General features: G+C 49.5%; 31 protein-coding genes and 2 pseudogenes. 11 read left to right on the forward strand and 22 right to left on the reverse strand.

Going from position 1 to position 26,183, the window contains the following annotated elements; translation table 11 throughout:
- Positions 1-65: 65 nt before the first annotated feature.
- Positions 66-2,966 (reverse strand): FmdE family protein, encoded by a 2,901-nt coding sequence (locus tag MTH_RS03145; RefSeq protein ID WP_010876312.1) that lies wholly within the window; start codon positions 2,964-2,966, stop codon positions 66-68.
- A gap of 335 nt (positions 2,967-3,301) precedes the next feature.
- On the reverse strand, positions 3,302-4,102 hold the full coding sequence (locus tag MTH_RS03150; RefSeq protein WP_010876313.1) for a nicotianamine synthase family protein: 801 nt from the start codon (positions 4,100-4,102) through the stop codon (positions 3,302-3,304).
- Positions 4,103-4,292: 190 nt separating this feature from the next.
- On the opposite strand from MTH_RS03150, the gene MTH_RS03155 reads away from it, so the two are divergent.
- Complete coding sequence (locus MTH_RS03155) at positions 4,293-4,871, forward strand: GNAT family N-acetyltransferase (RefSeq protein ID WP_048061236.1); 579 nt, start codon at positions 4,293-4,295, stop codon at positions 4,869-4,871.
- Between the two features lie 292 nt (positions 4,872-5,163).
- On the opposite strand, the gene MTH_RS03160 is transcribed toward MTH_RS03155, so the two are convergent.
- From MTH_RS03160 to MTH_RS03240, 18 genes and pseudogenes are all read right to left on the reverse strand, one after another.
- Positions 5,164-5,439 carry a DUF3194 domain-containing protein gene (locus tag MTH_RS03160; protein ID WP_010876315.1) on the reverse strand — a complete coding sequence of 92 codons (276 nt, stop codon included), beginning with the start codon at positions 5,437-5,439 and terminating at the stop codon, positions 5,164-5,166.
- Positions 5,440-5,805: a prefoldin subunit beta gene (locus MTH_RS03165; protein ID WP_010876316.1), complete on the reverse strand. Its 366-nt coding sequence runs from the start codon at positions 5,803-5,805 to the stop codon at positions 5,440-5,442.
- A gap of 23 nt (positions 5,806-5,828) precedes the next feature.
- On the reverse strand, positions 5,829-6,095 hold the full coding sequence (locus MTH_RS03170; protein WP_010876317.1) for a KEOPS complex subunit Pcc1: 267 nt from the start codon (positions 6,093-6,095) through the stop codon (positions 5,829-5,831).
- Positions 6,088-6,555, reverse strand: coding sequence for a Brix domain-containing protein (locus MTH_RS03175; protein WP_010876318.1), 468 nt, complete (start codon positions 6,553-6,555; stop codon positions 6,088-6,090). The genes MTH_RS03170 and MTH_RS03175 overlap by 8 nt, the downstream gene beginning before the upstream one ends.
- Position 6,556: 1 nt before the next feature.
- Positions 6,557-6,687 (reverse strand): annotated as a pseudogene (locus MTH_RS10045) (DNA-directed RNA polymerase subunit P).
- Position 6,688: 1 nt separating this feature from the next.
- Positions 6,689-6,958, reverse strand: coding sequence for a 50S ribosomal protein L37Ae (rpl37A, locus tag MTH_RS03180; RefSeq protein ID WP_010876320.1), 270 nt, complete (start codon positions 6,956-6,958; stop codon positions 6,689-6,691).
- Positions 6,959-7,013: 55 nt separating this feature from the next.
- Complete coding sequence (gene rrp42, locus MTH_RS03185; RefSeq protein WP_010876321.1) at positions 7,014-7,829, reverse strand: exosome complex protein Rrp42; 816 nt, start codon at positions 7,827-7,829, stop codon at positions 7,014-7,016.
- On the reverse strand, positions 7,819-8,541 hold the full coding sequence (gene rrp41 / locus MTH_RS03190) for an exosome complex exonuclease Rrp41 (RefSeq protein ID WP_010876322.1): 723 nt from the start codon (positions 8,539-8,541) through the stop codon (positions 7,819-7,821). Before rrp41 ends, rrp42 begins: the two co-directional genes overlap by 11 nt.
- Positions 8,538-9,473 carry an exosome complex RNA-binding protein Rrp4 gene (rrp4, locus tag MTH_RS03195; protein WP_010876323.1) on the reverse strand — a complete coding sequence of 312 codons (936 nt, stop codon included), beginning with the start codon at positions 9,471-9,473 and terminating at the stop codon, positions 8,538-8,540. The genes rrp41 and rrp4 overlap by 4 nt, the downstream gene beginning before the upstream one ends.
- 42 nt (positions 9,474-9,515) lie before the next feature.
- Positions 9,516-10,214 carry a ribosome assembly factor SBDS gene (locus MTH_RS03200; RefSeq protein ID WP_010876324.1) on the reverse strand — a complete coding sequence of 233 codons (699 nt, stop codon included), beginning with the start codon at positions 10,212-10,214 and terminating at the stop codon, positions 9,516-9,518.
- Positions 10,215-10,217: 3 nt separating this feature from the next.
- Positions 10,218-10,964 (reverse strand): archaeal proteasome endopeptidase complex subunit alpha, encoded by a 747-nt coding sequence (gene psmA / locus MTH_RS03205; protein WP_010876325.1) that lies wholly within the window; start codon positions 10,962-10,964, stop codon positions 10,218-10,220.
- Between the two features lie 65 nt (positions 10,965-11,029).
- Positions 11,030-11,404, reverse strand: coding sequence for a ribonuclease P protein component 2 (gene rnp2 / locus MTH_RS03210; RefSeq protein ID WP_010876326.1), 375 nt, complete (start codon positions 11,402-11,404; stop codon positions 11,030-11,032).
- A 17-nt stretch (positions 11,405-11,421) separates the two neighbouring features.
- Positions 11,422-12,138: a ribonuclease P protein component 3 gene (gene rnp3, locus MTH_RS03215; protein ID WP_238374238.1), complete on the reverse strand. Its 717-nt coding sequence runs from the start codon at positions 12,136-12,138 to the stop codon at positions 11,422-11,424.
- A 21-nt stretch (positions 12,139-12,159) separates the two neighbouring features.
- A complete protein-coding gene (locus tag MTH_RS03220) occupies positions 12,160-12,576 on the reverse strand; it encodes an RNA-binding protein (RefSeq protein ID WP_010876328.1) in 417 nt (138 codons plus the stop codon).
- A 74-nt stretch (positions 12,577-12,650) separates the two neighbouring features.
- Complete coding sequence (locus MTH_RS03225) at positions 12,651-13,145, reverse strand: 50S ribosomal protein L15e (RefSeq protein ID WP_083750468.1); 495 nt, start codon at positions 13,143-13,145, stop codon at positions 12,651-12,653.
- Positions 13,146-13,318: 173 nt separating this feature from the next.
- On the reverse strand, positions 13,319-13,642 hold the full coding sequence (locus tag MTH_RS03230; RefSeq protein ID WP_048060879.1) for a carboxymuconolactone decarboxylase family protein: 324 nt from the start codon (positions 13,640-13,642) through the stop codon (positions 13,319-13,321).
- Between the two features lie 166 nt (positions 13,643-13,808).
- On the reverse strand, positions 13,809-14,765 hold the full coding sequence (locus MTH_RS03235) for an SPFH domain-containing protein (protein ID WP_010876331.1): 957 nt from the start codon (positions 14,763-14,765) through the stop codon (positions 13,809-13,811).
- Entirely contained in the window at positions 14,762-15,190 is a 429-nt protein-coding gene (locus MTH_RS03240) for an NfeD family protein (protein ID WP_048060880.1), read from the reverse strand. The genes MTH_RS03235 and MTH_RS03240 overlap by 4 nt, the downstream gene beginning before the upstream one ends.
- A 227-nt stretch (positions 15,191-15,417) precedes the next feature.
- Here MTH_RS03240 and MTH_RS03245 point away from each other — a divergent pair, with 227 nt between their 5' ends.
- The 4 genes from MTH_RS03245 to afpA all read left to right on the forward strand — a co-directional run bounded on the left by MTH_RS03245 (position 15,418) and on the right by afpA (position 18,561).
- A complete protein-coding gene (locus tag MTH_RS03245; RefSeq protein ID WP_231855353.1) occupies positions 15,418-15,816 on the forward strand; it encodes a hypothetical protein in 399 nt (132 codons plus the stop codon).
- 248 nt (positions 15,817-16,064) lie between these two features.
- On the forward strand, positions 16,065-17,177 hold the full coding sequence (locus tag MTH_RS03250; RefSeq protein ID WP_010876334.1) for an ABC transporter permease: 1,113 nt from the start codon (positions 16,065-16,067) through the stop codon (positions 17,175-17,177).
- 8 nt (positions 17,178-17,185) lie between these two features.
- The gene (locus tag MTH_RS03255) at positions 17,186-17,848 is read left to right on the forward strand and encodes an ABC transporter ATP-binding protein (protein WP_010876335.1); all 663 of its coding nucleotides are present in this window, start codon (positions 17,186-17,188) and stop codon (positions 17,846-17,848) included.
- Between the two features lie 140 nt (positions 17,849-17,988).
- The gene (gene afpA / locus MTH_RS03260; RefSeq protein ID WP_010876336.1) at positions 17,989-18,561 is read left to right on the forward strand and encodes an archaeoflavoprotein AfpA; all 573 of its coding nucleotides are present in this window, start codon (positions 17,989-17,991) and stop codon (positions 18,559-18,561) included.
- Between the two features lie 46 nt (positions 18,562-18,607).
- On the opposite strand, the gene MTH_RS03265 is transcribed toward afpA, so the two are convergent.
- Positions 18,608-18,934, reverse strand: a complete 327-nt coding sequence (locus tag MTH_RS03265) for a hypothetical protein (RefSeq protein WP_048060881.1) — start codon at positions 18,932-18,934, stop codon at positions 18,608-18,610.
- 381 nt (positions 18,935-19,315) lie between these two features.
- Positions 19,316-19,798 carry an adenosine-specific kinase gene (locus MTH_RS03275; protein ID WP_048060883.1) on the reverse strand — a complete coding sequence of 161 codons (483 nt, stop codon included), beginning with the start codon at positions 19,796-19,798 and terminating at the stop codon, positions 19,316-19,318.
- Positions 19,799-19,932: 134 nt separating this feature from the next.
- Here MTH_RS03275 and MTH_RS03280 point away from each other — a divergent pair, with 134 nt between their 5' ends.
- The 6 genes and pseudogenes from MTH_RS03280 (at position 19,933) to gatD (ending at position 26,179) form a co-directional block, all read left to right on the forward strand.
- On the forward strand, positions 19,933-20,481 hold the full coding sequence (locus tag MTH_RS03280; protein ID WP_010876339.1) for a helix-turn-helix domain-containing protein: 549 nt from the start codon (positions 19,933-19,935) through the stop codon (positions 20,479-20,481).
- A 10-nt stretch (positions 20,482-20,491) separates the two neighbouring features.
- A pseudogene (locus MTH_RS03285) lies at positions 20,492-22,171 on the forward strand (AMP-binding protein).
- On the forward strand, positions 22,168-22,407 hold the full coding sequence (gene vorC, locus MTH_RS03290) for a 3-methyl-2-oxobutanoate dehydrogenase subunit VorC (protein ID WP_010876342.1): 240 nt from the start codon (positions 22,168-22,170) through the stop codon (positions 22,405-22,407). The pseudogene MTH_RS03285 and the gene vorC overlap by 4 nt, the downstream one beginning before the upstream one ends.
- Entirely contained in the window at positions 22,388-23,446 is a 1,059-nt protein-coding gene (gene vorB, locus MTH_RS03295; RefSeq protein ID WP_048060884.1) for a 3-methyl-2-oxobutanoate dehydrogenase subunit VorB, read from the forward strand. Before vorC ends, vorB begins: the two co-directional genes overlap by 20 nt.
- Positions 23,400-24,872 carry a 2-oxoacid:acceptor oxidoreductase family protein gene (locus MTH_RS03300; RefSeq protein WP_048060885.1) on the forward strand — a complete coding sequence of 491 codons (1,473 nt, stop codon included), beginning with the start codon at positions 23,400-23,402 and terminating at the stop codon, positions 24,870-24,872. The genes vorB and MTH_RS03300 overlap by 47 nt, the downstream gene beginning before the upstream one ends.
- The gene (gene gatD / locus MTH_RS03305) at positions 24,872-26,179 is read left to right on the forward strand and encodes a Glu-tRNA(Gln) amidotransferase subunit GatD (protein ID WP_010876345.1); all 1,308 of its coding nucleotides are present in this window, start codon (positions 24,872-24,874) and stop codon (positions 26,177-26,179) included. Before MTH_RS03300 ends, gatD begins: the two co-directional genes overlap by 1 nt.
- The last annotated feature ends 4 nt before the right edge of the window (positions 26,180-26,183 follow it).

The following is a 26,183-nucleotide window of genomic DNA, read 5'->3' on the forward strand; positions in this document are numbered from 1 at the left end:
TCATTTTATATGTGTATCAAGAAAACGTAATACCAAATGTTAATAAAAAGAGAAAAAATTGGGGTTTATTTTCCTGCTCCGCCCCTGAGGAATCCGAAGGCCACGAGACCAGCGGCAACAAGGACACCCACGATACCGTAGACGTACCATGAGGAGTCACCACCACTGGAACCTGAGGTCACATTCTTAACCTCATAGGCCTTTGAAGGGGTTGATGCAGGCTCCTCTGACACTGAAGATGCAGCGCCCACCTCTGCAGGTGAAGCAGCCGTATCCACACCCGGTGAATAACCTGCATGTCCGCCGCTGATACCATCAGCTGAACCTGAGGGAACACCACCAGGAACACCACCAGGAACACCACCAGGAACACCGCCCTGGTTTCCGTTCTGTGATCCTCCGTTGTTCACCGGAATGAGGTCAGCAAGGGTCCTGTTTGCAGGTATGCCCTTAACGTATGCAATGGGGTTCTGACCGTTTGCACCGGAGAGGATCATCTGAAGTTCACTCTCTGTGATGAGCCTCTCAGCATCGTAGGTCACAACCGGTGGAGCTGTCATGTAACTTGGTATCTCACCCTTGTAGAGGCTTATGAAGCCAGCTATCTGCTTCTCCCTTTTAGCATCATTGGTCGCACAGTCACTGGTATCGAATTGTGGCCATTTGAAGTCAATGACAACAGCCCTTCCAACCTTGTTCTTGTTGTCCCAGATAACAAGGATACCCTCAATGTTTCCGCCATAGGCGTATTCATTTTCAGGGTCGTTCTCTGTTCCGGGTACTCGAAGGTTGAAGTAGGTTCCCTGCCCGGGGGATACCCCCAGTCGGTAGACTATGGCGTCGTCCTTGCAGTAGATGGTGTTACCGAGGTAGATGTAGTTCTCATCCTCCTTGAGGGGATAGTTGTTGAATATGTACTCTGTTATCAGGTAGCCTGGTGATACACCTGGACATGCATGGTCATGGAAGAGGAATGTCAGCACCTGATCGTAGGGTGGGTCGTTCCTCCATGCATTTGCTATGCTCTGTATGTTGAACCATCCATCCTTTGCAAAGACCTTTGATATCTTGTTGCTCAGCTGTGTGCTGTTCAGGGTCCTTGGGCCTATGTCATTCACGAATTTACCGTCTGAGGCATTGCTTGCAACAAGCTGACCTGTTGTCGGGTCATAGTAGATGTAGACTGCATCCATTGTCATGCCATCGTAGCCTCTGAGGGCAAATGTGAACCATAGTGGCTTCCAGAGTGGCCTGTGTACCGGCAGGAGGGTTGCCCTGCTGAGCCTTGATCCCAGGACATCGAATACTCCGTCCCAGGCTGCGCTCATATCCTGTCCATTCACCCTTGAGTAACCAGCAGATGTTAACACCACAAGGTCCCTGTCATCCTTCTCAAGGTTTATACCCTTCTCTGTGAGGAATAACTGTTTTGCGAGGTTTGCAGCGTCAATTCCTATCTGTTTTATCTGGTTGTATGTGAGGTTACCCCATGATAATGTGTTGTTTTCACGGGTTGCATTGGAGAGTCCAAGACTGTCTATGTATGCCATGTCAAGGCCATGGGCAATCTGGGCAGGTATCTGGTATGTGATGTTGTTTACCTTATCTGTGGCGTTCACAGGGTTTTCTGTACCCAGCAGATAGTAGTAGTGTGTAACATTGAGGTCCTTAAGTTCCCTGACGATTGTAATAAGTGATGTTGGGTCCTGTTTCAGTTTAGCTATGAGCCATGCATTGAATTCAAGCTCTGTGTTCTTTCCGGTCTGCTGCTGGAACTGCCTCCTGAGTGCCTCCTTGTCAAACTTCATCACTATGAGGTCACCCTTGAGGGTGTTGGGGTTCCATCTTATGAAGCCAACAAGGTTGGTGTCTGCACCGGTGGCTGTTGTGTTGAATCCACTGTAGGATCCGCCCTTACCCGGTGTTGTGTCGAGGAACATTAGGAGTGAATCATCATCTGAGTCGCCCGGTACACCCACTGTCACGTAGCTTGTTATCTCACCGGGTGATCCTGGATTTGTAAAGTCCATGACTGGTGGATAGTACTTGAGGAGTGTCAGACTCATTGCATATCCGCTGATGGTACCCAGGCACATGTGCCCATGGAATGCAGCTGCCCTGAGAAGGTCTGATGGAGCTCCCTGGACCCAGGCATTGGCAAGGCTTGCAACAGGGAAAGCATGGTTCCCATATTTGCTTACCAGAAGGTTCCAGTTTGCCTCTGTCATGTTCTTTGTGAGGTCGATGGTGTATACCGCTTTACCGTTAACTGTTTTAATGACGACCGGTGATGTGCTTGCATTCTTGAAGTAGACTCCAAGGAGCGTTGCTCCTCTCTGGATTATGAAAAATGTGTCCAGTGGATCCACAGGGCTTTTCCTTATGACAAGAAGGTTGCCCTTACCATAGGTCACCCTTCCACCAGCCTGGTTGAGTATGCCCTCAATGACATCCTCTGATGTGTCGTTTCTGTATTTGACTATTCCTGCCGTTGTTATAACAAGCACGTTGCCGCTTGAGAAGTTGAGGATCTGGTCTGCCTTCTTTGTTATTTCCCTTCCCAGTTTGTAGGCGTCTGTGGCGTTCATTCGGAGCTGAAGTTTTGCGTAGTATTTTGTGTCCAGTGGATTTAGCGGGTTGGTTGAGATGGTGAATTCATGTAGAAGATCCCTGTAGCCGGGTGCTGTGACCTTGATCTTGAATTTTGTGGTGTTCGTGATGTTCTGGTAGTTGAATATGAGCTTTGTTATGTTTGCCGCCGGATCAAAGGTCTTTGTGAAGTTTATCTTTGTCCCGTTACTGTCAGTGATGTAGTTTATGTCAGGGTTTATACGGGAGTTATCGTCGGCGTATTCATATTTGACGTCAACCCCCACCTCACAGTTTGTATCAGCTGCACTCACAGAACCCGTAAGTGCCACAGCAACGAGAAGAACCATGAAAACCATGAAATACTGTCTTCCCATACCTTTTCACCTCCTTTTAAGTTCTTTAATGGTTAATAATGTACGGATCTTCCTTGGAGTAATAAGATATATAATGCTTTTGTTAATACTTTAAGGCCTTAAACTGGAAAAAATGTAATACTCAATTTTTTCAGAAAGAGGGAATTCATGGGGAAACCCCATGAACTGATTGCTGGAGGGAAAATTTAATATCAAACACCATTCTGGTGTTACATGTTACTCTTGAATGTCCCTACTATTTAACAATTTCTATTTTAAAATTAATAATAACCATCTGCTGTCATTCTCCCTGATGGTAATAAGTATAAGCGAGTGAATTCCTTTATCATGGGAAGTCAATCAGGACATTTAAAAACAAGTACCGAAGTGTTGTTAACCTTCCCTGATGGCAGGACAACTCCTGCCCTCCTGAATCCGGTGATATCATCATCACTGACAGGTGCGTAGAGGATAGCCCTCATACCTGTGTATGTCCTGTAGATAATCCGCGTTTCTGTATCAACATATCTGTGTATGTTCCTGAAAACCCTTCTCTTTGGCTCTGCAAGGGCCGCCACCATTAACACATCAAATTCAAGACCATCAATGACGGTTTCATCTCCAGTTATGACATTCACACCATCAACTCCAAGGCCTTCGATGACCTTTCTTGAGAGCTCAGCGATGTCTGGTTCGATTTCAACAACATTAACTCTCATACCATAGACGTGTGAGAGAAGAATACCTGTAAGGGGTAGGGGACCACCTCCAATAAAAACTGCTCTCTCCCCTCTCCTGAATCTTCCAAGGGCAGCCTCATTCTTAAGTAGTTCAAGGTACCTTGGGTAGAAGTAGAATGACCTGAGGGTCTCCCAGGGTGAGTCTGACTCTATGACCTCCTGTGCCTTTTCCATTTCAAGCTTCATCCCGAGATTCACGTAGAACTTCCTTATCAGGCTGAGTGCATGATTCATTTCAGCATCATCGAGGATGTGCTTTGCTGATTCAAAGTCAATGGTTGAGTCATGGGCTATCTCCTCGATTTCATCAAGAAGTGGCATGACCCCGCTGGTGTCCATCTCATCGAAGTGATAATTCATTCCCTCGAGTCTTGAGGCTATCCTCTTTATCTTATCCCAGTAGATGTAGCAGCTCATAGCGGTTCTCCTTAGGTCATGGTAATGTTATTGAACAGCACACTTTATAAGACTTGAGCACATATGTCATATATGAAGACAATCATGTATTACTTTATCTGGATTTAACACAGAATAATTATTACTTACTGGTGATGGATGTTATCGCTGGTTGAATGAGGGGGCAAAAAACACTGAAAAACAAAAGGTGATGGAAATTATCACTGTGGCTGAACCCATGAGTGAATCTGAACTTGAATCCATAAGAAACTTCCTCTTCAGGATAATCAGGAGGGAGTTTGGATTCGGATACATACCCGAGTACCACAGGGACATAATCAACCTTGAGGAGTACTACCTCAAACCCCCAAGGAACATCTTCCTCTTCGCCTCCCAGGGTGGTAGGGTAATAGGGACACTGGGACTCCGTGCCTATGACCGTGAATTTGAGGGCCTGAACTATGATCCAGAGACAACGGCCAGCCTGTGGAGGGTTTTTGTAGATGAGGATCACCGGAGGATGGGTGTTGCATCCAGACTTGTTGAAATCGCCGAGAAGGAAGCAGCATCACTGGGCTACCAGAGGATCTACCTGCACACACATAAATACGTCGGTGGTGCCCTCGAATTCTGGCTTTCAAGGGGATACCGTGTAACGGTGGACACAGGGAATGAACTCGGGACGGTCCACATGGAGAAGACCCTCTCATGCAATTCAAATGCAATTACCAGGATCCCTGAGAAAACCTCTGAACTCTCACATTCACTCCCCAGGACCCAGAAGGTTTAATTCCATGTTGGTTAAAAAGGAATCAGATGGCATTTGAACTGAATCATTAAAAAGAGGAGGAACAGGGCATCAGATGACATTTTTTTTGAGCGAAAGGATTGTTGCTGGATGCCCTGTTGAGCTGGCTTCCGTTTTAAGCTAGGAGGAATTCATGCTCACTAAAGTGGTTGTCACACGACATATAAATACTTTTTGAAAAAAAGTTATTACATGCTTTTAAATGAAAACTGGTTAAGTATTAATACATGATGATAATTACATAATATCTGTTTTAATCCAGAGGCGGCAGTGATTATTCCCTGAATCCATCAAGGAAGGATTCAAGGCTCCTGTAGGCTGCATCCACTGCCTCATCAACAATCCCGGGATCTGCATCTGAAAGCTCATCAAGGTACAGTTCAGCGCTGATATCAACCTTCAGTTCATCGGTGTACTCCACCAGCACAGTTATGTCAATATCAACTATTTCCTTGGCAGACACCCTCTTCAGTATAAAATCAGAAATGGTATTGTGGAGGAAACTGGATATCTCATCCAGATCCCCTTCAGTGAGTTTTCTGAGACTCAATTAGTTACCCATCCCAGGATTGATACCCGCGCCCTTCATTGCTTCCTGGATGTTGACCTGCATCTCCTGCAGTTTCTTCATGACGCGTTCTTCCTGTCTCTCAATTGTCTTCTCCCTGAGCTGGAGTGTTTCAAGTTTTTCCTGAAGTTCCTCTGTAAGTTCATCCTTGGCAACCCTGATGAGAATGTTACCTGAGCTCTTATATACTTCAGCGTCATCGGCAGCCCTTGAGAGTTCTTCAAGGGCCTTCTGTGTCTCATTAATCTGCATTTCAACCGTCTGTTTCTGCACAGATATTGCCTGTGCCTGCTGCTGCAGCTGCTGGAACTGAGCTAACTGGTGCTGTACATTCTGTGGAAGTTCCATATTATCACCTTCAAAATATCCAATTATGTTGATCCCATCAATTCAAGAATCTCCATGGAAAGCTTCACCCAGCGCAGTGACGAATTGAGAGCCGCCCTGAAGGATGCTGAATCCCCTGCGCTTATGACAATGGTTATCCTGCCATCATCAAGTTCCATGGACATGGAAGACCTCTGGGAGGGCGAATCCATGACCTCAGGTTTGATGGCCCTGTAGATCACAGATGCTGATTCAGGGTCCGTCCTGATATCTATTACGCCCTGAATTCTCCTGAGACCCAACTCACTCACCGACCCTGAAATCACGTATCAGGAGCTTAAAACCAGCGGGCGTCCCCCTGGCATCCATGAGCTCCATCACCCAGGCGTACTCTTCATCAGTCCTTATACTCCAGGCATCCCTGGATGAGGATTCATCCACCTCAAGGCCCATTAGATTGCAGAGGCCCTCAGATCCGGGAGGGCAGCTACTGACCCTTACCGCTTTATCTGCCAGTTCAGGTTTTTTCATTTCAAAGGACGGGTTGAAGAGGATGTAACCCCTCTCCCCTCCCCTTTCATCGAGGAAGGTTATCCTTGCAGGGTTACCGTGCCTCTCAGAGACCACAGCCACCGGGCCCCTGGCCTCGATGAGCACATCCCGCAGGCTCATCTTTCCCCTGTTAATGTACCTCCAGCCCATGATCCTGGAGAGCCTCTGGGAAAAGGACCTTGTGCGCTGGGATGGCTTTCTGGATGTTGTGAGGAGCATCCTACCGTGCCCTCAGGGTCCTCTTAACCGGAGGCACCTCCTTGAAGAGGATCCTGTACCTGCACCTTGGGCACTTGTTCTCCATGTACTTCTTGGGGTCTATGAGTGTCCCGCACTGGCGCAGCGGTACAATCTACTTACCTCCAACTATCCTCTTGATGTTACGGGCTGCTGTCTTACCCATTGGGGTCACCGGGAGGTATGCTCCACCTGTGAACACAGCACCGCATTTTCTGCACTTCCATATGCCCCTGCTCTCCCTCTTAACACCGGGACGGTCACAGCTCGGGCATACGTGCTTCCTCTTCATCTCTTCTTCAATCTTTTTAACAGCTCTTTTAGCTTTACGACCGTAACGTGGACCGAAACGTCCTGTGATACCTACTTTCTTTGTTCTTGCCATATTATCACTCCAGTAAATATGATGTTATAGATATTGTCTGGTCAGTATTTAAGATTTAGGGAGTCATTGACTTGTCAAGGTACTCAATGAGCTGGGGCACCTTCTCCACTGCAATTGAGACTGCCTTAAGGACATCATCCCTTGTGAGTGGCCCCTCACCACCCTTCTGCATGGCGCATATGGAGCCCTCCTCAGTAACACCTATGGATATCCTTGCTGTGAGTATGTCCTCCTCCTCGAGGGAGGGGTCGAGCACGATCTCGTTTCCTATCTTGGCGAAGGTGCACATGAGGGCCTTCCTGTTGACAGGGAGTGGCTGCATCTTCTCCCTGTTGATAACGACCTCACCATCCTCAACCTCGGCTGCAGGTATCCTTGTATCCAGCAGGGCTGCCACGGTTGCAAGGACCGCTGCGTCAAAGAGGTTGCCATCATAGTCTATGATGTGCAGGTCCAGGAACAGCATCCAGACCTTGCTGCCCTCTATGATGCAGAGCTTCTCAAGGTCTATCATCCGGCTCTCCCTTATGCATCTGTCCACAACCCTTGACAGCTCCACTGACCTCTCATCAGGGGGTCCAGGCTCAAAGGTCGGTGATGCCATTGGAAGGAGCTCGGAGTTGGTGAGTATTACACCCATCTCAGGTGTGTCAGGGAAGGGTTCGCCTATCTGGGGCTTCACACCCACAATTATCTGGGTGTTTCCAAGTTTCACCCTTGAGGAACCCTCAGCCTTGGATATCACCCCTGTTTCGATGGATATGTCCCTGAACTCATGAAGTGACCTTCCATCAATGCGTTCCTTATTATTTATAAGGTCCGTTATACTCTTTCTTGTAATTTCAGGTATTATATCCATTTTATTCACCATACCTCTTTCTGAGGGCCTCCTTCTGCACCTCATGTATCCGGAGGCATCCCTCCACTGCAAGGTCAAGTGCCCTTTCAAATTCCTCGGGTGTGAGGTTTCCATCACTCTGGAGCAGTGTGATTTCACGTGTCCTCGGGAGTATCGCCACCGGTACGTCTGCCTGGCCCTCCTTGTCCTCCTCCTCAGAGAGGTCAAGGACCACCTGATCACCGACCTTACCTGCTGCACAGGCAACAACCATGTCCCTCATGGGTATTCCTGCATCTGCAAGGGCGACTGAAGCCGCTGTTATGCCAGCACACCTCGTACCTCCCTCAGCCTCAAGCACCTCTATGAATACATCGATGACTGATCTGGGGAATTTTTCAAGTATCAGTGCCGGTCTGAGGGCCTCTGCAGTTATCTTGGAGATCTCAACGGAACGCCTGTCAGGGCCCGGTCTCTTTCGCTCCTCAACTGAGAATGGTGCCATATTGTACCTGCACCTTATGACGGCCCTGTCAGGTCTCTGCAGCTTTCTTATCTGAGCCTCCCTTGGACCGTATACAGCCACCAGTATCTTGTTACCGCCAAATTCAAGGTAAGATGAACCATCTGCCCTTTCAAGTATCCCTGCCTCGATTTTTAAGGGCCTGAGTTCATCAAACGCCCTTCCATCCTCCCTGACGCTGGGGGAGGTCTTCAATTGATCCTGTGTGATGATAGTAATCACCTCTCGGAATTATTCTCATCCTTAACTTCTGCATCCCCGGCTTCCCCATCATCCTCTTCAGCAGCAGGGGTGTCTGTTCCTTCTTCCACATCTTCAGATTCCACTTCAAGGTCTTCAGACTCATCAGATACTTCCTCAATGTCCTCAGACTCCGGAGACACCTCCACATCCTCAGAATAATCAGATGCTTCCTCAAAATCCTCAGACTCCGGGGTTTCAGGTTTTTCTGTCCCTTCAGACTCCTCAACCTGAATCTCAGGTTCCACTCCTGTAAGCCTGTCGAGGAGTTCCCTCACACGGTCGGTGAGTCCTGAGGTGTGGGCCTCACGGTCTATCATGAGGACCACCTTCTCGGCTATCCTCTCCATGTCGGGTTCACCCTTGATCCAGACAACACCGTTCTGGCCAACCACGATATCGCAGTGGGTCTTCTCCTTGACCATGTTTATCATTGATCCCCTTTTGCCTATCAGCCTTGGCACCTTTGTGGGTGTTATGTAAACCAGGATGCCGTCCCTGAACTTTCCAAGGCCACGACCCTTGAGGCCAAGCTTCACCTTCTTAACCTCATCAACATCCACAACCCTCAAAAGCAGAACGTCCACTATATCGAAGACACTTTCAAGTTCCCTTTTATCCTTGCCAAAGACCTCAGAGGCCGGTAAGAGACCTGTGTAGGGCGAGTTTATGTCAAGTCCCCACATTGAGAATCTGATGTCAGTTATCTCCCCGATCACCACATCCCCCCTCTTGGGGATGTACTTGCTCTGAAGTGGTATCACATTTATCTTCTTGTTTCTAACAGAAACGAGTCCCACAAAGGATGAACATATCCTGTTATCCTCTTTGAAGGTTCCCCTTCCAGGGAAATATTCGTTCTCTGCCAGAACCTGACCTGGAACAACCAGGTCCTTTTCATTTACAAGTAGCACGTTATGCCTCCCTGTTTTTTGAAGGCTAAAAGGAGAGGAGGATTATTTTATTAGCCTGGTTTCAACGTTACCGCCTGTGAGTTCACTGAGCTTCTGATAGAAGCTGTCCTGAAGGCCTCCGGGTATTTCAACCACTGCTATCCATGATCCGTCGTTCTGCCATTCCTCGTTGGTTATTTTCCCGAAATTTGATATTACACCGTAGGCTGACCCCGCCCTTTCACCGGGTATCTTGATGGCCACCCTGACCTTCTCAAATTTAATGGGAATCTTGGTTCTGATGGCTTTCAGGACGATGTTGACCTGCTCATCAACGGTCTTGAATGGATCAACATGAACCCTGGCTTCCTCCATGGCCTTTTCAATCCTCTTTGGAGGGTGAGGAAGTCCGTTCTGGGGGTTTATGGCCTCGCGTGCAATTTTATTGATGATCTTCAGGCGTTTATCCTCTATCATCTGCCTTCTCTGCTCTGCGGTGAGCTGTATTGTCCCCCTTCTTAGTATTACTGGTGTTACCTCAAGTGGGTCCGCTGTTTCAAAGACCTTCCTCATGGCCTCCTCAGATGCCTTATCACCCTTCCTGGCGTCCCTGAAGACCTCCTGAACCGCGAGGACATCCTCCACACTTACATCTGAGTCTTCCCTGCGGAATTCAGCTGCCAGGTCAGGGTCCACAAGGACCTCGAATCTCTCGCCATGGGATTCAAGCCGGGCGATAACTGCATCTTCAAGGCTGACCATTTTTTACTCCTCTTCCTCCTTTTCCTTCCTGATCAGGAGCTCCTCAACATGGTCCCTGATCTCATCATCAGGAAGCCTTCTGTATTTCTTATCTGCGGCTTCTATAACAGCTATCTCAACACTTTCAGGTGTTGTTTTACCCTCAGTGGCCTCATAAACCGCGTCAAGTGCCAGTTCTATGGCCTGGTTGAGGTTCATGTCGTCGCTGTACTTCTTCTCAAATTCCTCCATCGCCGCCGGCCTTCCAGCCCCTATGGCCGTGGCCTTGTACTCTATGAGGGCACCGCTCGGGTCGGTTTCAAAGAGTCTGCAACCCCTGCCATTGACACCACCAATTATGAGGGCCGTTCCAAAGGGTCTGACACCTCCATGCTGGGTGTACATCTGTTTCATGTCACATATCTTCTTGGCCAGGCTTTCAACCCTTATTGGTTCGTTGTAGGTTATCCTGTTTATCTGGGCCTCAAGCCTTGCCTTCTCAATTATTGCACGTGCATCCGCCACCAGTCCGGATGTTGCAGCCCCGATGTGTTCATCTATCTGGAAGATCTTCTCTATGGATTTCGGTTCAACCAGCTTGCTTGTGGGCCTCTTGTCCACAACAAGAACTATTCCTTCCTTTGATTTTACTCCAAGAGAAGTGGTTCCTCTTTTAACAGCTTCCCTTGCATATTCCACCTGGAATAGTCTGCCATCCGGGCTGAATACTGTGATGGCCCTATCATATCCTGCACTCTGAAGTGGTTGCATTTTTCTAACCTCTCTTTATTGATGGATAATTTATGTAATCATGAGTCATGTGATGAAGATTTTAATCAGTATTTATCTTTCTTGGAAGGTTTAATAAACTTTTGTGTTGCCGAGCGTATCGTCCCTGAAAGGCCGAGGATGTGGATGGCGACCCTCACCCCGCTGTGGTGGTGGGCGCATGTGAGGGCCATCATGACCCTCCTCTCATAGCCCCTCTGGCACTGGAGTATGCCCCTCACCCTGACGGCGTCTGGAAAATCGAACCTCCAGAGCTTCATGAGCCATAAACGGAAATTTGATGTTTCACACTCCCCATGCAGCTTGAGGCAGCTATCCCATATGAGGGAGACAAGTTCCTCCCTTGAGAGCTCCCTCTCACTGATCACCTCAAAGGCTATGTACCTCCTGGGGACCCTCAGTGTTGGTGGCAGTATCTTCATCCTTCATGGACTCACCTTTAACTCTCAGGGAGGAGCCTCACACCCTCTGCAATCAGGAGGTGACGGTTCCCTGAGTCCTCAAGTATCGATGCGGGGGTTGATGTGAGGGATTCCTCTGCCTCACTGGACTCCATACCGAAGCATTCTGCGAGGTTCATGATATCGCCGGGAGTCCTCAGGTCATATATGGAGGAGGCCCTGCTGGTGAGGAGCAGTGGAAAACCGAACTTTCTGTGGAGTTTCAGGATCTCCCTGAACTGTTCAAGGACCCTTGCCCGTACCTTGAGCCAGGACCCGATGACGTCCGCCAGGGGGAGTTCAACAGCCACATTGTTTCTTGCAGCCTCCCTTGCGAGGACATGGTTGATGCCAGGGTCCCTCCTTGAAGTGTAGGGTGCTGAGAGGACATCAACCCGCCTGCTCTCACATGCGGCCCTGTTAACCTTGAGGTTGCCCCCTGAGACATAGATCACGTCAGCCTTTTTCCTGAATTTATTCACGGATCTCCTCATATCACGGGGGTCAGATGCATTTATCATTACACCCCTGGCTATCTCAAAGTCCTGGAGTTCAGGGTTCTCCCTGAGGGATTCAAGGTCTGATTTGAGGTCAGGGTATCTCTCAGAAGGGTATACCAGAACTCCGCCCTGATAGCCGAGACGTGATGCCTCAAGGAGGAGTCTCAGGCTGGAATCATGGTCCCTGCCCTGTATGTGGAAGTCAAAGAATTTCATCAGAATCCTTTGGGGAATCAATCATTCAAGTATCTTCCTGATGTTCTCTACCGCAACTTCCCTCTTTGCGGGGTAGGCCTCCACCTTGATCTTCAGGTGGATTGCATCACCGTGCCTCACGGGTTCCCAGACCCCCTCAAGGGCCTTCTGCTTGTCCAGTCGAAGGAAAAGGTTGCCGTTCTCATCGAATCTGTCCTCAAGTTCGTCCATGCGGCCCCTGAAGACCTCTGTGAATTTCTCCATGAATTCCCTGAGTGCCCTTCTGCGGTCCAGCCTTCCCCTGAGAACCGTTATGGGGTTTCCATGGTAGCCCTCGGCGCTCTCCCTTTCAGGTGTGGCCCCCGGGATTACGTTTCTGAGGGCCTCAATGACCTTTTCCTCGTCCTCTGTACCGTATACCATGAGGCGGTAGGAGATGTTGTGTATCATGTCCCTCATAAAAAAAGTTAAGACGGGGGGCTTTATCTTACCTTCTCAGCCCCTTTACCCCTGTTTCGGAGGCCCCTGTTCTTTTAGCCTTCACTTATGAGGCCCCTGAAGACACGTCCCCTGTGCTGTTTTACACATATCCAGTATATCTTGGGGTCGTTCTTGATTGCTAGGTGGTTTGGATCCACGAGGATGACCTCATAGAACTTGTATTTTCCATCTTCCCATACCCAGTAGGAGTTGAGGACCTCCATGTTCGGGTATTTTCTTGCAACCCTCTCCTCTGCGATCCTCTTGATACTCTTTGCGGTGGTTATCTTCTTCACACCCATCCTCGTGGGCCTTCTACCTGCCTTGAACCTGGTTTTCCTCTGGCTTCCGCGTCTTACACGTGTCCTTACAACTATGTATCCAGGTTTTGCCCTGTAACCCAGTGCCCTTGCACGGTCTATTCTGGTTGGTCTTTCTATCCTCTTGATTACGGGATCCCTTCTCCACTTTGGAGCCCTCTCCCACATTAGCTCCCTTACATAGGAGTCCTTTGGATTCTTCCATGCATCTTTAACGTATCTGTACATCATTTACACCTCTATTCTGTTCGGCTTTACGCCACATCCATGGGAACGTATCCCTGAAAAATAGCGGTTTAGGTGCTACTACATCTGGTGTGATCACTTAAAAAGTTTACTGTCAGTCACATCAATGAAATGTCAGTGAAGGTCCGTTTAATGGAAAAATCAAAGGTGTTGTTTCAGTCCTCGAGGACCTCGTAGAGTATTCTCATAGCCTTGACAAAGGGTGGATTGCCTGAGGTGAGGAGAACAACACGCAGGACATCAACTATCTCATCCCTTGTGACTCCGAACTCGTTTATGGCACTCTGTATCTGTTTTTTAACTGCACGGTCATCGGAGTTTGCTGCTGTTATCCCGAGGGCTATGAGTTTCTGTGTCCTGTAATCAAGGACCTTACCTGTGTAGGCGGCCTCATTCAGTTTAACAACTGCCTCATATATGTCAGGGTAGTCCTCCTTCACGTGCACCATGCCCTTCCCATAGAAAACATCCTCTTTCATATTTAGCACCTCCATTCTAATTATGTTCAAGGCGATATTTATAAGTAACATGAGCCCTGATCTGGTGCTTTACAGAGAATAAACACATTAAAGGATGATAAATATAGCGCCTTTTTACAGAAAAGGTAAGGAGAATAAACGGCAAAAAAATGTAATTAAAAATGAATCAATGCTTTTCAGGTTTTTCAGCCGGCTGTGATTCTGTCTCGACCTCTGAAACCCCTTTATCTTCGGGATCTGAGAGCATCTCTGAGATTCCTGCAATGGATCCAAGTATGCCTGTGGCCTCCACGGGTAGCAGAATCTTTGTTGCCCTTCCATCTGCAACCTTTTCAAGGGCCTCAAGGTACTTCAGTGCTATTATATCATTTGTCGGGTCACCCTCGTGCATGGCCCTGAAAACTGACAGTATGGCCTTGGCCTGTCCCTCTGCTATGGCTATTTCCCTGTACTTGTTGGCATCTGCGACCTTCTTTATGGCCTCTGCCTTACCCTCTGCCTCCAGGATGGCTGCCTGCTTATCACCCTCAGCCCTCTTTATTTCTGACTGCTTGTAGCCCTCAGCCTCGAGGATAGCCGCCCTCTTCATACGTTCGGCCTTCATCTGCTTTGACATGGCCTCAACGATGTCACCCGGAGGCTCTATGCGCTGTATCTCAACACGGACGACCCGGGTCCCCCACTTGTCTGTGGCCTCGTCAAGCACCTCACGTAGCTGTGTGTTTATCATCTCCCTTGATGTTAGGGTCTGGTCGAGTTCAAGGTCCCCTATTATGTTCCTGAGGTTGGTCTGGGCAAGTTTGGTTATGGCCTGGTAGAAGTCAACGACGTTGTAGACAGCGTTGAAGGGGTCAACCACCTCATAGAATATCACGCAGTCCACCACAACAACTGTGTTGTCCTTGGTTATGACCTCCTGTGGGGGGACATCAACCACCTGTTCCCTCATGTCGACCTTCTTTATGGCCTCTATGAATGGTATTATGACCACGAGTCCGCTCTCCACGGTCCTCTGGTATTTACCCAGCCTCTCGACAACACCCTTCTCATAGGGTCTGAGTATCTTAAGGCTCTTGAATGCCAGTACAAGCAGTACCAGTACTATTATCAGCTCAAGTATCATTTCTGTTCCTCCAGTTTTTCAACAACGAGTTTAACGCCCTCAATGGCCTTCACACTTACCTCTTCACCCACATCAAGCACTGTGCCTGATGTGGCCCTCCATGTTTCACCATCAACCTTCACGAGGCCAGAGTTCTGGGGGCTGATTGCCTCCATCACAACTCCCTTTCTCCCTATCAGTCTATCGGATACTGCCTTTTTTGATGGTTCGCCGGTTATGCGTGCTGCGAATGGCCTTGAAACTCCAAGGAGGACAACTGAAACAGCGGCGAATGTTATGAACTGCGCTGTAGTGTCGAATCCAAGGTATCCGAGGGCCGCTGCTGCCAGTGCTCCAAAGGCAAACCATAGGAGGAAGAAGCCCGTTGTGAGCATCTCACCTATGAGGCATATGGCCGCTATTATTATCCATGACTCCGGTCCCATTAAACCCACCACATTTCATAATTCACTGAGTGTTTATATTATTTTCTATGGCTCCCCTCAGTTATTATCATATATGTGTCGATACCATGGATATAGTAATTTGTAATATAATTTATAAATTTATTAATATTTTATATTCTGTTTGTTGTAGTTATTGTAATAATTTTTTCTGGAAAGATATTTATAGGGGTGGTGTCCATATTCTACCTCAAGGAGGTGGAGATCATATGATCGAAGATGAACTCAAATTTCTGGTTCTGGGTTACAGGGTGTACACCGGTAAGACCCAGAGGGAACTTGCAGACGAACTCGGTGTCCCCCTGGACATCGTAATAGCCATGGAGGAAGGGACCTACAGGCACCCCACAAGGAAGCTGATGAGGAAAATAAATGAACTCACCGGTGAATATGAGGTGAACCGCAGGCAGTTCATAAACACCGGGAAGGGCTACAGGCTCAGGGAGAGGCTCGGATCACAGTTCAGGTACTTTGTCAGGGGCCTTGACAGGATGAAGTACATAAGCCAGAAGGACCTTGAGAAGATGCCTGAATCTGAATGCTACAGCACCATTGGTTCAGTTGACCTTGACGCGTTTGAGGTCCTCAAAGCAGGTAAAATGTCCTGAAACTCCCTTTTTCATTAAATTATTTTTAAGCTCCAGATGACTCTCAGGTCCTTCATTAGAATCTAAGTGTTCTCCTTTTCCAGTCCTTCAGCTTCCCTTTCTAAGTGGCTATGAAAAGCTGGTTAAAATGACAATCTCTGCTCTTTATGCTCCATTCCGTTAAAGATCCATAAAAGTCAACCGCTACCATCAGATGTGATTTCCACAGGGCTTAAGTTATAATAGGAACCTCCATCATATAATCATCCATGAGGTTCATAACACTCGTTCTGAAGAATCCATTCAGAAGCCGTGCAAGGAGTCTCCTTGCAATTACAGGTATTGCAATAGGGATTGCAACCATAGTAACCCTTGGCGTTATAACAGAGGGTCTGAAGACGTCCACAGAGGACACACTGAAGGCCGGAGGCGCTGACTTCACCATAGTGGAGTCCAATGTCTCGGACATGTTCTTTAGCAAGATAGATGAGGAATACGTTGATAGGGTCAGGAATGTGAGCGGGGTGGAGGACGCTGTGGGGATCCTCATGGCGGTCCAGCCGCTGGATGACAACCCCTACTTCGTTTTAATAGGTATAGACCCTGCGAAGATCAATATGAGCCAGATAAAGATAACAGAGGGGAGAACACTCCAGGACCCTGATGCAGATGAGGTCATAATGGGCAAGGTTGCATCTGAGAACCATGGAAAGAAAGTCGGTGACACCATAAAGATAAAGAACCGTGAGTACAGGGTCGTGGGCATATTCGAGTCAGGTGATATGCAGCAGGACTCAGGTGCGTTCATCTCACTTAAGAAACTCCAGAGGATAGAGGATAAGGAGGGCAAGCTCACCATGATATATGTGAAAATGACCCGAAATTCAGCTGTGGAGGATGTCACCGATAGAATCGAGAAGAGGTACAGTGACCTCACAACCATAGCCTCCCTGGAGGACCTCCAGAGCGTCGACCAGGGACTTCAGACCATCGACACTGCTACATGGGCCATTTCACTCCTCGCCATAATAATAGGAGGTATAGGAGTAATAAATACCATGATAATGTCCGTTTTTGAGAGGACAAGGGAGATCGGAGTTCTCAAGGCTGTTGGCTGGAGGGACAGGAGGATACTCGCCATGATCCTTGGAGAATCTGTGGTCCTCACCGCCATTGCGGGTGCTGCTGGTTCAGTGCTCGGAGTCGCAGCGATACAGGTCCTCCTCGCCCTCGGGATGAAGGGATTCATAGAGCCAGTCTACAGTCCTGAAATCTTCATGAGGGCCTTTGCGGTGGCATTCACAGTGGGTATACTAGGAGGGCTCTACCCTGCCTACCGGGCCTCAAGGCTTGCCCCCACCGAGGCCCTCAGGTACGAGTAGGTGATAGCATGAAGGCCATAGAAGTCAGGGACCTCAGAAAGAGTTTTGATAGCGGGAGGATAAGGGCCCTTAACGGGGTCAACCTTGAGGTCGATGGTGGAGAGTTCATATCAATAATGGGACCATCAGGTTCCGGTAAATCAACCCTCCTTAACATGATAGGCGCCCTTGACGTTCCTGACTCCGGCACGATCTGTGTAGCCGGCAGGGACCTCTCAAGGGAAAGGGATCTTAGCCGGCTGAGGGCCGAGGAGATAGGTTTCGTGTTCCAGCTGCACAACCTCATACCCAACCTTACGGCCCTTGAGAACGTGGAGATACCCATGTTTGCGGTTAAACATGAGAACATGGAGGAACGTGCCATGGAGCTCCTTGAATATGTTGATCTCGCTGATAAGGCCCACAGGAAGCCCACGGAACTATCTGGTGGTGAACGCCAGAGGGTTGCCATTGCACGTGCCCTCGCCAATGATCCATCCATAATACTTGCAGATGAGCCAACAGGGTCCCTTGATTCAAGGACCAGCCAGAGAGTCCTCAGAAAGCTGAGGGAGCTCCAGGAGGACGAGGGGGTGACCCTGGTTGTTGTGACCCATGAACCAGACGTGGCTGCCATGGCCTCAAGGACCATCAGGATACTGGATGGCGTTATTGTGGACGACGGGTATTGAATACCTGCCCTGGACCTCTGTTGAGGGGGCAGATACCTCTTTCTTCTGAAGCCCCATCACCTGTAATAACAGGCCTCATGCAGTAGCTGATCACACCAACACCCAAATTTTGATTAATAACTTCCAACATAGTACTGTACATGACAGAAAAACTCAGCGTGGCCTGGTGCATAACCGGGGCCGGGGAGAAACTGACGGAAACCTACGCCATAATGAAGGATGTTAAGAAGATATACGGGGACCGTGTTAAAATAGACGTCTTCATATCGAAGGCAGGGGACCAGGTTGTGAAGTACTATGGACTCTACAGGGACCTGGAGACAAGCTTTGACAGGAAATGGGTTGAAATAAACGCAAATTCGCCATTCCTTGCAGGTCAGGTCCAGCTGGGAAAGTATGACTTCATACTTGTTGCGCCGTGCACATCCAACAGCACCGCCAAGATATCCCTGAGGATAGGGGATACACTCGTGACCAACGCCGTTATAATGGCACAGAAGGCCTCAGTACCTGTCTACATCATGCCATCTGACTACAGTGAGGGGAAGGTAGTAACAACACTCCCCAACGGTAAAAAACTGGAACTGCGGATAACAAAGGAGGATGTTGAGCACGTGAAGAAGATATCAAAGATGGATAGGACAGAGGTCTTCAGTGACCCACAGAAGATATACAAGATATTTGAGGAGTGGACATACCCCAAGGATCAGTAGGTTCCTGAATTTAGAGACCCTCACCCAAAAAAATAAAAATGAGGGATTATTCCTGCAGTTCCTGGATGGTCACACCGTAGGTGTAGACCGTCATACCTTCCTCTTCCATCTGACTGAAGGGTGCTGTGCCCTTGAAGTAGGCCCTTATCTCACCAGTATCTGCAATGTCCATTGTGAGTGGTTCCATATCCGTCATTGACTCAAAGAAGGCCATGGCAGCGTCTATGTCCCCCTTATCCGGACTTTCAAATGTTATTGACAGTGTGCCCTTCTGTTTCTCCTTCATCCTCACCCGGGTCTGATTTATTTCAAAAACATTCTCCCCTCTGTTCCTGTTCCCGCTCTCCTTAACAAAAACAACTTTGTCGGACATTATACAACCACCATAATAATATTGGCTGTTCTGTTTAATATATGTGGTGTTCAGTGAACATAAAACATAACTCTGCGGTGTCTGGAGGACAGTCATGGGCATGAAGACCCAATACCCCATGAAAATAGGACATATGTCCACCGGACCCCAGCGTATCTCAGGGATAAAAAAACAGCTGAAGAACAATGAACATAGGACACATGTCCACGGTGCCCCAGCGTATCTCAGGGATGAAGAACAGCTGAAGAATAATGAACATGACATATGTCCACGGTGCCCCCCCCCCTGAACATAGAACCTTCAGGGCCCAGCCAGTGATGTCAACTGAAAAGAGAGACTGAAGGACGAACCCTCCAGCTTCAAAAAAATGTGAATATTCCACTAAAACTTGTAACCTATAACACGGAGGAATTTCTTCCTTGCAGCTATATCCTCATCACCCTCTATCTCCCCGGGACTGTTACCATCAATGACGCCCAGAATACCCCTTCCCTGATCCGTCTCTGCTATGATAACCTCAACTGGATTCGCTGTTGCACAGTAGATATTGACAACCTCCGGGACGTCCTTTATGCGCTGTAGGACGTTTATCGGGAATGCATCCTTCAGGAACACTATGAAGGAGTGTCCTGCTGCAATCTCAAGCATGGTCTCTGCAGCCAGTTCCTCGAGCTCCTCATCATTTCCCGCGCGCCTCACCAGGCAGTCCCCTGATGCCTCAGCAAATGCGATCCCAAATTTCGCCTGGGGAACCGTGTTCACAATTGCCTCATAGATGTCCTCGACCGTCTTTATGAAGTGGCTCTGTCCCAGTATGAGGTTGATATCCTCCCAGGACTCTATCTTAACCTTCTTTAACTCCATTGGAAAGACCCTCCCTAGATACATATTTAATTATGTGGAACTTAAACATTTAAGATGAGAAACTTTATTAAGGGAAGAGACATTTATCATTAATAATCATTATTAATTTTTCCTGACGCTGATGAGGTGTAATCATGAAAGAGAAAAGCAAGGAGATAGGTTCCCGTGTAAGGGAACTCAGGGAACTCTCAGAAATCACGGAAGAAGAGATGGCCGATTACCTGAAAATCGACGTTGAAACGTACCGCCGCTATGAGACAGGAGAGGATGATATCCCTGCAAGCATACTCTTCGAGATAGCCCACAGGCTGGGTGTGGACATGGGACTGCTCCTCACAGGAGAGGAGACCCGTATGCACATCTTCACCGTAACCAGGAAGGGCAAGGGTGTGGAGGTTGAAAGAAGAAAACAGTACCGCTATGAGAACCTTGCAGAGAAGTTCATACACAAGAAGGCTGAACCCTTCATAGTCACAGTCGAACCCCGGGAGGAGAAACCAAAAACCAACAGCCACCCTGGCCAGGAATTCAACTACGTCCTTGAGGGGCGCATAAAGTTCTACATACACGACAATGAGATAATACTCAACGAAGGGGACTCCATATTCTTTGACTCATCCTATGAACACGCCATGGAGGCCCTGGACGGCAAAAAGGCAAGGTTCCTGGCAATAATAATGTAGAGGTGTACCTATGACTGCTCTCATCAACGAATTCGTGAACCGTGTTGAATTTGATTCATACGAGGATTTCCGTGACAACTTCAGAATAAATGTCCCCGAAAACTTCAACTTCGCATACGATGTGGTTGACAGATACGCTGAAATTGAACCTGATAAGGTGGCCCTGGTCTGGTGCAACGACCATGGCGAGGAGAAAAGGATAACCTTCGGTGAACTCCGGGACCTATCCAGCAGGGCCGCGAATTTCTTCACCAAGGAGGGTATACAGAAGGGTGACACAGTCATGCTGACCCTCAAGGCAAGGTATGACTTCTGGTACGCCCTCCTGGGGCTCCACAGGATAGGGGCCATAGCAATCCCGGCCACACACATGCTCAAGGAGAAGGACATCGTCTACCGTATAAGGGAGGCGGACATAAAGATGGTTGTCTGCATAGCAGAGGACGGTGTCCCTGAAGTATTTGAGGGAGCCATCGCTGAACTGGGCTCAGATACCCGGAGGGTCCTGGTTGGTGACACTGATAGGGACGGCTGGATAAATCTCAGAAAAGAAATCATGAAACTTCCAGCCGACTTCGAAAGGCCAGAGGCCTGTGCCGGTGGGGATGACACCCTCATCGTCTACTTCTCATCGGGCACAACAGGAATGCCCAAGATGATAGAACACGACCACACCTATCCCCTGGGCCATATAATAACAGCGAAGTACTGGCAGAACGTCAGGGAGGACGGCCTCCACTACACGGTTGCAGACACCGGCTGGGCAAAGGCCATGTGGGGTCAGATCTACGGTCAGTGGATAGCTGGAAGCGCTGTCTTCGTCTATGACTATGACCGCTTTGACCCTGAGAAGATGCTGGAGAAACTTGAAAAATACGAGATAACCACATTCTGCGCCCCTCCAACGATATACAGGTTTCTCATAAAGGAGGACCTGTCAAGATATGACCTCTCAGGAATCGAATATGCTGTTACAGCTGGGGAGCCCCTGAACCCCGAGGTATTTGAGAGGTTCCGGGAACACACCGGCCTCCAGCTAATGGAGGGATTCGGGCAGACAGAATGCGTTGTGTGCATAGCAAACTTCCCGTGGATGGAGCCAAAACCTGGTTCAATGGGCAAGCCATCCCCCGGCTACCCTGTTGAACTGGTGGACAGGAACGGTGACCCTGTGGACGTCGGTGAGGAGGGTGAGATAGTCATAAGAACCGCTGAGGGCAAACCCCTCGGTCTCTTCAACGGATACTACAGGAACCCTGAGAAGACCTCAGAGGTATGGCACGACTGATACTACCACACAGGGGACACCGCCTGGATGGATGAAGACGGCTACATGTGGTTCGTTGGGAGAACAGATGACATCATAAAGAGTTCCGGTTACCGTATAGGGCCCTTCGAGGTTGAAAGTGCCATCATATCCCACCCATCGGTCCTGGAGTGTGCAGTAACAGGATACCCTGACCCCATAAGGGGACAGGTTGTGAAGGCCACCATCGTCCTTGCCAGGGGCTATGAACCCTCAGAGGAGCTGAAAAAGGAGATCCAGGACCATGTTAAGCGTGTGACCGCGCCCTACAAGTACCCGAGGATAGTTGAATTCGTTGATGAGCTGCCCAAGACCATAAGCGGTAAGATAAGGCGTGTCGAGATCCGTGAACATGACCTTGAAGGAGACGGTGAAAACCCATGAAGAAGGCCTATCCTGTAATAAACAGTGTGGAGTGCAAGGCATGTGAACGCTGCATAATCGCATGCCCCAGGAAGGTCCTCCAGATGAGCAGCAAAATCAATGAGAGGGGCTATCACTACGTTGAGTACCGGGGAGAGGGGTGCAATGGATGCGGAAACTGCTACTACACCTGCCCCGAGATAAACGCCATTGAGGTCCACATAGAGAGGTGTGAAGATGGCAACACAGATGGTTAAGGGAAACACTGCGGTGATAATAGGGGCAATGTATGCTGGCTGCGACTGCTACTTCGGCTACCCCATAACACCGGCAAGTGAGATACTCCATGAGGCTTCAAGGTACTTCCCAATGGTGGGAAGGAAATTCGTGCAGGCAGAATCAGAGGAGGCAGCCATAAACATGGTATACGGTGCAGCCGCAGCAGGGCACAGGGTAATGACAGCATCATCAGGGCCCGGCATAAGTCTGAAACAGGAGGGGATCTCCTTCCTTGCCGGTGCAGAGCTCCCTGCAGTCATAGTGGATGTGATGAGGGCCGGTCCGGGTCTCGGAAATATTGGACCGGAGCAGGGAGACTACAACCAGATTGTGAAGGGCGGAGGGCACGGAAACTACCGTAACATGGTACTGGCACCCAGCAGCGTCCAGGAGATGTGCGACCTCACAATGGAGGCCTTTGAACTGGCAGATAAGTACAGGAACCCTGTGGTTGTCCTCACAGATGCCGTGCTCGGTCAGATGGCTGAACCACTGCGCTTCCCGGAGGAGGCAGTTGAGCACAGACCAGACACCTCATGGGCTGTCTGCGGTAACAGGGAGACAATGAAAAACCTTGTAACCTCAATATTCCTTGACTTTGATGAGCTTGAGGAGTTCAACTTCTACCTCCAGGAGAAGTATGCCAGGATAGAGGAGAACGAGGTGAGATACGAGGAGTATCTGGTGGATGATGCAGAGATCGTCATGGTGGCCTATGGTATAAGCAGCAGGGTGGCCAGGAGCGCCGTTGAAACTGCGAGGGCAGAGGGTATAAATGTGGGCCTCCTCAGACCCATAACACTCTTCCCGTTCCCATCAGACAGAATCCGTGAACTTGCAGATGGTGGCTGCAGGTTCATATCAGTTGAGATGAGCAGCGGACAGATGAGGGAGGATATAAGGATGGCCTCAGGCTGCAGGGACGTTGAACTCGTTAACAGGATGGGTGGAAACCTTATAGAACTCAGGGATGTTCTTGAGAAGATCAGAGAAGTTGCGGGGGATTCCAGTGACTAAGAAGGTGATCAGAAAGCCGGATTCACTCCACGATGTATTTGAGAGGAAGGGTGGAAGCGCACCCACAGCAACACACTACTGTGCAGGATGCGGGCACGGTATACTGCACAAGCTGATAGGGGAAGCCATGGATGAACTCGGGATACAGGAAAGGGCCGTCATGATAAGTCCGGTGGGCTGCGCGGTATTCGCCTACTACTACTTTGACTGTGGAAACGTCCAGGTGGCCCATGGCCGCGCCCCTGCCGTTGGAACAGGGATATCCCGTGCAGAGGACGACGCGGTTGTCATACTCTACCAGGGCGACGGGGACCTTGCATCAATCGGCCTCAACGAGACCATACAGGCAGCCAACCGCGGGGAGAAACTTGCGGTGTTCTTCGTAAACAACACCGTCTACGGTATGACCGGAGGCCAGATGGCACCAACAACCCTTGTAGGTGAGGTGACTGTCACCTGCCCCACCGGCAGGGATCCCAGGTACGCAGGTTACCCCCTCCACATGTGCGAACTTCTGGACAACCTTCAGGCCCCTGTATTCATAGAACGGGTGTCACTGGCAGACCCCAAGCGGATAAGAAGGGCAAGAAGGGCCATTAAAAGGGCACTGGAGATCCAGAGAGATGGTAAAGGATACGCATTCGTTGAGGTACTGTCTCCCTGCCCCACAAATCTCAGACAGGACGCTGAAGGTGCAGAAAGGTTCCTCAAGGAGGAGATGGAGAAGGAATTCCCTGTAAAGAACTTCAGGGACCGTTCAGCCGAAACAGAGCCGCTGATAAGGTCAGAGAGTGACTTCTCTAGGGAGAGTCTTGACAGGATATTCCAGATCAGGGAGGACTCCGTCCCGGACCCTGTGGATGACCCTGAATTCCCTGAGGTGAGGGTGAAGATTGCAGGTTTCGGTGGTCAGGGCGTCCTGAGCATGGGACTGACACTCGCCCAGGCAGCCTGCAGCGAGGGCAGACACACATCCTGGTACCCTGCCTATGGCCCCGAACAGAGGGGGGGCACCTCAAGCTGCGGCGTTGTTATATCCGGTGAAAGGGTGGGTTCACCTGCAGTTGACACACCCGACGTCCTGGTGGCCCTCAACCAGCCATCACTCGATGAATTCGCAGATGACGTGGCCGATGGGGGAATCATACTCTATGACTCCACAACAGCCAGCTTCAGTGGTGGTGCCGTGAGGGCCATGGGTGTGCCCGCCCTTGAGATCGCAAGGAAACATGGAACAGCAAGGGCCGCCAACACGGTCATGCTGGGGGTTATGATGGCCCTCGGACTCACAGGCCTTGATGAGGAATCATTCAGGGAGGCCATAAAATTCACCTTCGCAGGTAAGGAAAAGATCATAGATATGAACCTGAGGATCCTTGAGGCAGGTGCAGAGTGGGCAAGAGAAAACATTGAGGGGGAATTATAATGTCCTACCAGGGAAGAGCAAGGAAATTCCTGGAATCAGCCTCCATAGATGTGGGGGACATGGTGCTGGTTGAGAAACCAGACGTCACCTATGAGGGCATGGTCCTTGACCGTGCAGACGATGCAGATGACAGACACATAGTCCTGAAACTTGAAAACGGTTACAATATCGGAGTTGAAATCAGCGATGCGCGGATAGAGCTCCTTGAGAAGGGATCCGAGCCAAGGATAGAACTCCCGCCAGTTGAAGCCGCTGAAGATCCAGAATTACCTGATGTATCAATAATATCAACAGGTGGTACCGTTGCATCCATAATAGATTACCGCACAGGGGCTGTTCACCCTGCATTCACAGCAGATGACCTTCTCCGTGCAAACCCCGAACTCCTGGACATTGCAAATATAAGGGGGCGTGCAGTTTTCAACATACTCAGCGAGAACATGAAACCAGAATACTGGGTCGAAACAGCCAGGGCAGTTTACGGTGAGATAAAGGATGGTGCAGATGGGGTGGTGGTAGCCCATGGAACAGACACCATGCACTACACCTCAGCCGCCCTCAGTTTCATGCTCAGGACCCCGGTACCTGTGGTATTCACCGGCGCCCAGAGGAGCTCAGACAGACCCTCCTCAGATGCAAGCCTCAACATACAGTGCTCTGTCAGGGCAGCGACCTCAGAAATCGCAGAGGTCACAGTCTGCATGCACGCGACCATGGACGACCTCAGCTGCCACCTCCACCGGGGCGTGAAGGTGAGGAAGATGCACACATCCCGGAGGGACACCTTCAGAAGCATGAACGCCCTTCCCCTTGCAGAGGTGACACCCGATGGCATTAAAATCCTCGAGGAAAACTACAGAAAAAGGGGCTCAGATGAACTGGAACTCAGCGACCGCGTGGAGGAGAGGGTCGCCTTCATAAAGAGCTACCCTGGAATATCCCCTGATATCATAAAATGGCACCTCGATGAGGGCTACAGGGGTATCGTCATTGAGGGCACAGGCCTCGGTCACTGCCCTGACACCCTGATACCGGTCATAGGGGAGGCCCATGATATGGGAGTCCCTGTGGCAATGACGTCCCAGTGCCTGAACGGAAGGGTGAACATGAACGTCTACAGTACAGGGCGAAGACTGCTGCAGGCAGGTGTCATACCCTGCGATGACATGCTCCCGGAGGTTGCCTACGTGAAGATGTGCTGGGTCCTGGGACAGACAGATGACCCTGAAATGGCCCGTGAGATGATGAGGGAGAACATTGCAGGTGAGATCAATGAGAGGACATCGATAGCATACTTCAGGGGATGATACA

This window comes from Methanothermobacter thermautotrophicus str. Delta H, assembly GCF_000008645.1.
Taxonomy (GTDB): Archaea; Methanobacteriota; Methanobacteria; order Methanobacteriales; family Methanothermobacteraceae; genus Methanothermobacter; species Methanothermobacter thermautotrophicus.